The organism is Cereibacter changlensis JA139 (genome assembly GCF_003034985.1).
In the GTDB taxonomy this organism is placed as follows: domain Bacteria; phylum Pseudomonadota; class Alphaproteobacteria; order Rhodobacterales; family Rhodobacteraceae; genus Cereibacter; species Cereibacter changlensis.
The window spans coordinates 1-6,316 of sequence record NZ_PZKG01000185.1 but is presented as its reverse complement, the minus strand read 5'-3'; the positions used below and the strand labels follow the sequence as shown (position 1 = coordinate 6,316).

Here is a 6,316-nt window from a genome sequence, read left to right as displayed (position 1 = left end):
ATCGCCGACGTGGTGCATGCGCTCTACCGCTACACCGGCTCCGGCACGTGCTGACCGAACAGCCGGCGAGCTTCTCCGGCGACTACCAGAAGGTCTCCTTGGTCTTCGCCGGCAAGACCGACGCCGCCGCCGTGGCGGTGGCCGAGGGCGAGATCCTCGCCGTCTGGGGCATCTGGACGGGCGGGCAGGGCGAAGCGGTCTATACCTACCGGCTGTTCCTGCGCAGCGGCGCCGCGACCGGCGTCGCCCCGAACGCGGTGAACTGGGACGCGCCCGAGGGCTTTGCCGAAGTCACCGGCATCCGCAGCTTCGCCAACGACCCGGCCTCGGTCAGCCTCTCGGCGGGCGACCTGATCGCCGACCTGACCGCCGTGGTCCGGGTCTCGGCTCAGCCCTTCGACGACGTGAACCTGCGCGCCCTGACAGACGGCGCCACGGTGACGGTGACGCTCGCGGCCGAGGGCCGGATCGGCATCGGCCATGACGGCGACCGGCTTGACGTGCGCGGGGCCAATGCCGGCTCGACGCTGCAGATCGTCACCACCGGCTCGCTCTACGACATCGCTGCCGGCTCCGCCGCGGCGACCGCGACCGGCTGGCTCAGCCTGGTGGCCGATGGCGGCATCGGCAGCAGCGACAGCCCCTTCCGCGTCGCCCTCGGCGGCGCCACCAGCCTGATCCTGCAATCGGGCGGCGACGCCCATGTGGCCCAGACCGGCAGCGCCACCCTCACCGTCGAGAAGGCGCTCGCGGGCGGCAACCTGTCGATCTCCAGCGGGCAGGACATGGTCATCGGCGGCCTCACCGCCGCCGGCACGGTCACCCTGACCGCTGGCGGCGACCTCACCGACCAGTTCGCCGATGACGCCGACGCGGCGGTGAACATCGACGCCGGGGCGCTGGTGCTCGACATCGGCGGCGATGTCGGCGCGGCGGGCAACGCCATCGAGATCGACCTCACCGGCGGGATCTCCGGCCGGGTCGGCGGCGACCTGACCCTCGTCGACTTCGGCCTGTTCGATCTGGGCGGCGACCTCGCGGTGACCGGAAACGCCAGCATCGAGGCGCGCAACTCGATCTTCGGGGCCGGGGGCGCGACGCTCTCCGCCGCCGATCTGGTGCTGACCAGCCTTTCGGGCGACATCGGCAGAGCCGCGCAGTCGCTCGACATCCTGACCAGCGGCAAGCTGATCGCCCAGGCGGTGACCCGGGTGTTCCTGAGCAGCGAAGGCGGGGCGGAAATCGACCGGATCACCGCCGCCACCACGGTGGTTCTGGGCTTCGCCGGCGCGCTGCGCGACGGGCGCAGCGCCGGGGACCGCACGGCGGCCCGGGCCAACATCACCACGACCGATCTGCGGGTGACCTCCGGCGATTTTGGCGCCGCCGATGCGGCGCTGGCCACCGATGTGGAGACGCTGGGCTTCGACGTGACCGGCGGGCTCTGGCTCGCCGAGGCCGACGCGCTGCAGCTGACGGTGGCCTCGACGGCGACCGGCTCGGCGCGGATCGTCACCGGCGGCGACCTCACGCTGACGCAGGCGCTTTCCGTGACCACGGGCGGCGCCGGCGAGCGGCTGAGCCTGCACTCCGGTGGCGCACTCGCGCTCTCGGCAGACGTCTCGCTGGCCGCTGGCGACCTGTCGCTGGAAGCCGCCGGCGCGGTCACCCTCACCGGCGCGACCATCGCCAGCCGCTCCGGCGCCCTGAGCCTCGACGCCGCAAGCCTGACGGTAACCGGCCCGGGCGCCGCCCTCACCGCCTCCGACACAGCGACCCTGACCACCGCGACCACGGTCAGCTTCGGCTCCGACACCGCGCTGACGGCAGGAAGCATCGCCATCGATACCACGACGCTCACCGTCACCGAGGCGGGCCTTTCCGCCACCACCGGTGGCCTCGGCATCACTGCGGATACCGTCCTCGTCACTGGCTCGGGAGCCGCACTCTCTGCCCTCGGGACAGCCTCGATCACCGCGGAAACGTCGGTGGAGTTCACCGAAGACACGTCGCTGACCGCTGCCAGCATCGAGATCGACACTACCGACCTGACCGTGACGGTCGCCGACCTCTCCGCCACCTCGGGCGATTTCGCCATCACGACGGATACCGTGCTCGTCACCGGCTCGGGCGCCAGCCTCGCGGCTTCCGGCGCCGCGTCGATCACCGCCGACACCTCGGTGGCCTTCACCGAAGACACGTCGCTGACCGCTGCCAGCATCGCGATCGACACCCTCGCCCTGACCGTGACGGTCGCCGACCTCTCCGCCACCTCGGGCGCATTCGCCATCACGGCGGATACCGTGCTCGTCACCGGCCCGGGCGCCAAGCTCTCGGCTTCCGGCGCCGCGTCGATTACGGCGGAGACCTCGGTGACCTTCACCGAAGGCACCTCCCTGACCGCTGCCCGCATCACCATCGACACCACGGCGCTCACCGTCACCAAGGCCGACCTCTCCGCCACCTCGGGCGCATTCACCATCACCGCCGATACCGTCCTCGTCACCGGCTCGGGCTCCAGCCTCTCGGCCTCAGGTGCGGCGAGCATCACCGCCGAAACCTCGGCGCAATTCACCGACGGCGCCTCGCTTACAGCCGCCCACGTCGCCATCGACACCTCGGCGCTCACCGTCACCAAGGCCGAGCTCCAGGCCCTCTCCGGCGGCTTTGCCGTCAGGGCGCGGAGCCTCGATCTCACCGGGGTGGGCGCGCGGATGGCCGCTTCGGGGGCGATGACGCTGGATCTCGCCGACAGCGCGCTCTTCGGGCTCGGCGCCACCACCCGGGCGCAGAGCCTGGCGATCACCCTCGACACCGCGCTCTTCGCCGGCGATCTCGCGGGCGGCGTGCTCACCCTCGACGGGCGCTGGATCTCGGACAGCCACATCAGCCTGCAGAGCGGCGGCGAGGCCGACGTGATCCGGCTGACGCCGGAGGAGATCACCGGCGACGTCGCCGTGAGGCTCGGGCGGCGGCGAGGATCTCTTCGTGCTCACCGCGCTGAACGACCGGCCGGCGAGCGTGGGCTTACCTCGTGGACGGCCAGGGCGGGGCCGACGAGTTCATCGTCAACCGCGGCGCGGCGCCGGTCTCGTATCTCCTGACCTTCGCCGACAGCGGCGCGGCGGGCGATGGGGCCGACATCCTGACCCTGAACCTGCGCGACGGCGCGGATGACGAGGTGCTGGTGCGGCGCAACTTCGTGGCGCTGCTGAACAGCGACGCGGAGGGCGGCCTGACCCCGGCGGTCGAGCGCATCAACTACGACGCCTCGATCAACGGCCGGGTGATCGTCAACGGGCTGGCGGGCAACGACCGCTACTATGTCGACGACACCGCCACGCTCTTCACTCTCGACGGCGGCGCGGGCGACGACTTCTTCCAGATCGGCCAGATGTTCGGGGCCGACCGCGGCGCCGGACAGGTGGCGCCGGGCGACGAGATCGAGACGGTCGAGACCACCCAGGGCTTCCTGTCGCAGGGCAACGCGCTGCCGATGCTGGTCTATGGTGGCATCGGGGCCGACACCTTCCGGGTCTACTCGAACAAGGCCTATCTGCGGCTGATGGGCGAGGACGGCAACGACAACTTCGTGATCCGCGCCTTCCTGCTTAAAGGCTCCGATGCGGTCGCCGGCGGCGGCGCGGCCGATGCGCTCGGCGGCGGCGGCGACGACAGCTTCCTCTACAACATCAACGCCCCGGTCAACATCGACGGCGGCAACGGCATAGACACGGTGACCGTGCTCGGCACCGAGGGCGACGATTCCTTCCTGATCACCGATCAGGGCATCTACGGCGCCGGCCTGTCGATCAGCTTCGCCGGGGTCGAGGTCGCCGAGATCGACGGGATGGAGGGCGACGACCACTTCTACATCCTCTCCACCAACGAGAGCATCGCCACCCGGGTCATCGGCGGCCTCGGCTCCGATACCTTCTCGGTCGGCGGCGACGTGATGACCGACATCATCTCGGCCGGGTCCGGCGAGGCCACGGCGGGCACCGTGAACCACTCGGTCGCCTCCACCGATCCGGCCTATGCCGGGGCCTATGTGCCGCCGCTGCCGGTCTCGGTGGCGGACCCGGCCTCGTCGCTGCTCGAAGTCGACACAAGCGGGCTCGCGGTGCTGACCGAGGGCGGCGTCGGCGGCTATTACCGGGTGCGCCTGACCCAGGCGATCTCGGCGGCGGCCTATCTCACCGTCTCGGCGGCGCGCTCCTCGACCCAGGACCGCGAGAGCGAGGCTACCGGCTCGGCGCAGAGCGTGCTGGTCGGCGCGGCGCCCGGCGCAGGCGCCTCGGCCGTGGTGCTGGGCTTCGACGCCTCGAACTGGAACCAGTGGCAGACCGTCTATGTCACGGCCCCGCAGGATGTCGCGGCGGAGGGGACCCGCGACGTGGTCATCAGCCATTCCGTCACCGGCGGTGGCGAGGTGACCGCCTCGCGCGTGCTGCAGGATGTCGATGTCACCGTCTTCGACGACGACCTGGCCTATGCCGTGGTCGGCGGCAATGTCTCGCAGATCGTGCTGGCCGAGGGTCAGCCCGGGCAGGCGCTTAGCCTCTCGCTGTCGCGGCCGCCGGCGGCGGGCGAGACGGTGACGCTGACCGCCAAGGACCTCGGGCTCGACGTGACGCTCGACCGCGCGGTGCTGACCTTCGACGCGACCAACTGGAACCTGCCGCAGACGGTCATCGTGACCGCGGTGGATGACGCCGCCTATGAGAACGGCGAGCGCCATGTGCTCGCCTTCGGCGTCAGCTCCGATCTCGACGGCTCCGCCTTCAACCGCGCGCCGGACGTGACCGTGGTCGCCTCGGTGACCGACAACGACCGCGGCTCGGTGGTGGTGACGCAAAGCGACGGCGCGACCACCGTCCGCCCGGGCCAGAGCGACAGCTACACGCTGTCGCTGTCGAAACAGCCGACCGCCGCCGTCACCGTCTCGGTGGCGACCGACGGCCAGACCATCGCCGCCAGCAGCGACCCGCGCTTCGACGCCGCCACGCAGACCGTGACCTTCGGCCCCGAAGACTGGGACCAGCCGGTGGAGATCGTGCTCTCCTACGGCACGCTCACCCAGACACCGCAGCCGGTGCTGGCGCCGGGCCTGCAACCGCAGGAGCTTTCGGCGATCCGCGGCCCGCTGCAGATCTGGGGCGGCATCGGCGAGGGCGTCGACCGCAGCCTCACCGCCGGGGTGATGCTGCCGACCGAGACCGATGCGGCGCTGCCGACGGTCGTCGTCTCGGTGGACGAGACCAGGCAGACCGACCGGCTCGACATCTATGCCGCGGGCTCGGTCACCGATGACAGCGGCACCCTGACCGAGACCAACCTCTCCGGCTTCGGCATGGGCGCGGCTGGCCTCACGCTCAACATGGGCAGCGACCTCGACCCGACCTATGTCACCTATGCCGCCGGCATCTCCTATGCCGAGTTCGAGGTGGTGGAGCTGATGCTGGGCTCCGGCGACGACCGGCTCGACATCGCCTCGACCGCCAAGGGCGCGCTGACCGTGATCCATGGCGGCGGCGGCTCCGACACGATCCGCACCGTGGCCGACAGCTCCGGCCAGGCGCTGACCGGCGGCGCCGACCGGGCGCTGGTGGTCTTCGGCGACACCGCCCAGGACGGGATGCGCTACGACATGCGCGGCGTGACCGCGACCGGCAACGCCCGCGCCTTCGACAACCCGGGCGACGACCTGATCGACCTCACGCATGCCACAGGCTCGGTGGTGATCGACGGCGGCCGTGGCGACGACAGCCTGACCGGCTCCGACCACGGCGACCAGATCGCCGGCGGCTCCGGCGACGACCGGATCGACGCCCGCGACGGCGCCGACCATGTCTATGGCGACAACGGCTTCCGGGTCGACGCCTCGATCCGGCTCGACCTGCTGACCGGCCAGCTGATCACCGTGGTCTCCGCGCAGGACGTTACCGCCGCCGGCTTCGACGCCGGCACCGGCGACGCGCTGACCGCCGCCGGCAACGACACCATCCTCGGCACGGGCCTCGGCAAGACCGTGGTCGCCGATTACGGCGTCATCTTCCAGGCGGCAGGAGTGCAGCGCGCCTTCGACACCGGCTCGGTGCTCGAACTCCGCGCCCTGCGCGTGACCGAGGGCGGCTCCGACGTGATCACGCTCGGTTCCGGCGACGACCGGGTGCTCGCCGGCTCCGGCGACGACCGCATCGATACCGGCGAGGGCCGTGGCTTCGTGCTGGCCGACAGCGGCCTGATCCGTTTCGACGCTCAGGGCCGGGTGACGGAGATCACCGCCACCGACGATGGCTCCTACGGCGACGAC

At 71.2% G+C, this 6,316-nt stretch carries 1 protein-coding gene and 1 pseudogene; both read left to right on the top strand.

Annotation, left to right across the window (positions count from 1 at the left end; all coding sequences use genetic code 11):
* Positions 1-47: 47 nt before the first annotated feature.
* Positions 48-3,104, top strand: a complete 3,057-nt coding sequence (locus C5F48_RS21205) for a beta strand repeat-containing protein (RefSeq protein WP_107665759.1) — start codon at positions 48-50, stop codon at positions 3,102-3,104.
* Positions 3,035-6,316: pseudogene (locus C5F48_RS21200) on the top strand (hypothetical protein); the annotation flags it as partial. The gene C5F48_RS21205 and the pseudogene C5F48_RS21200, both read left to right, overlap by 70 nt.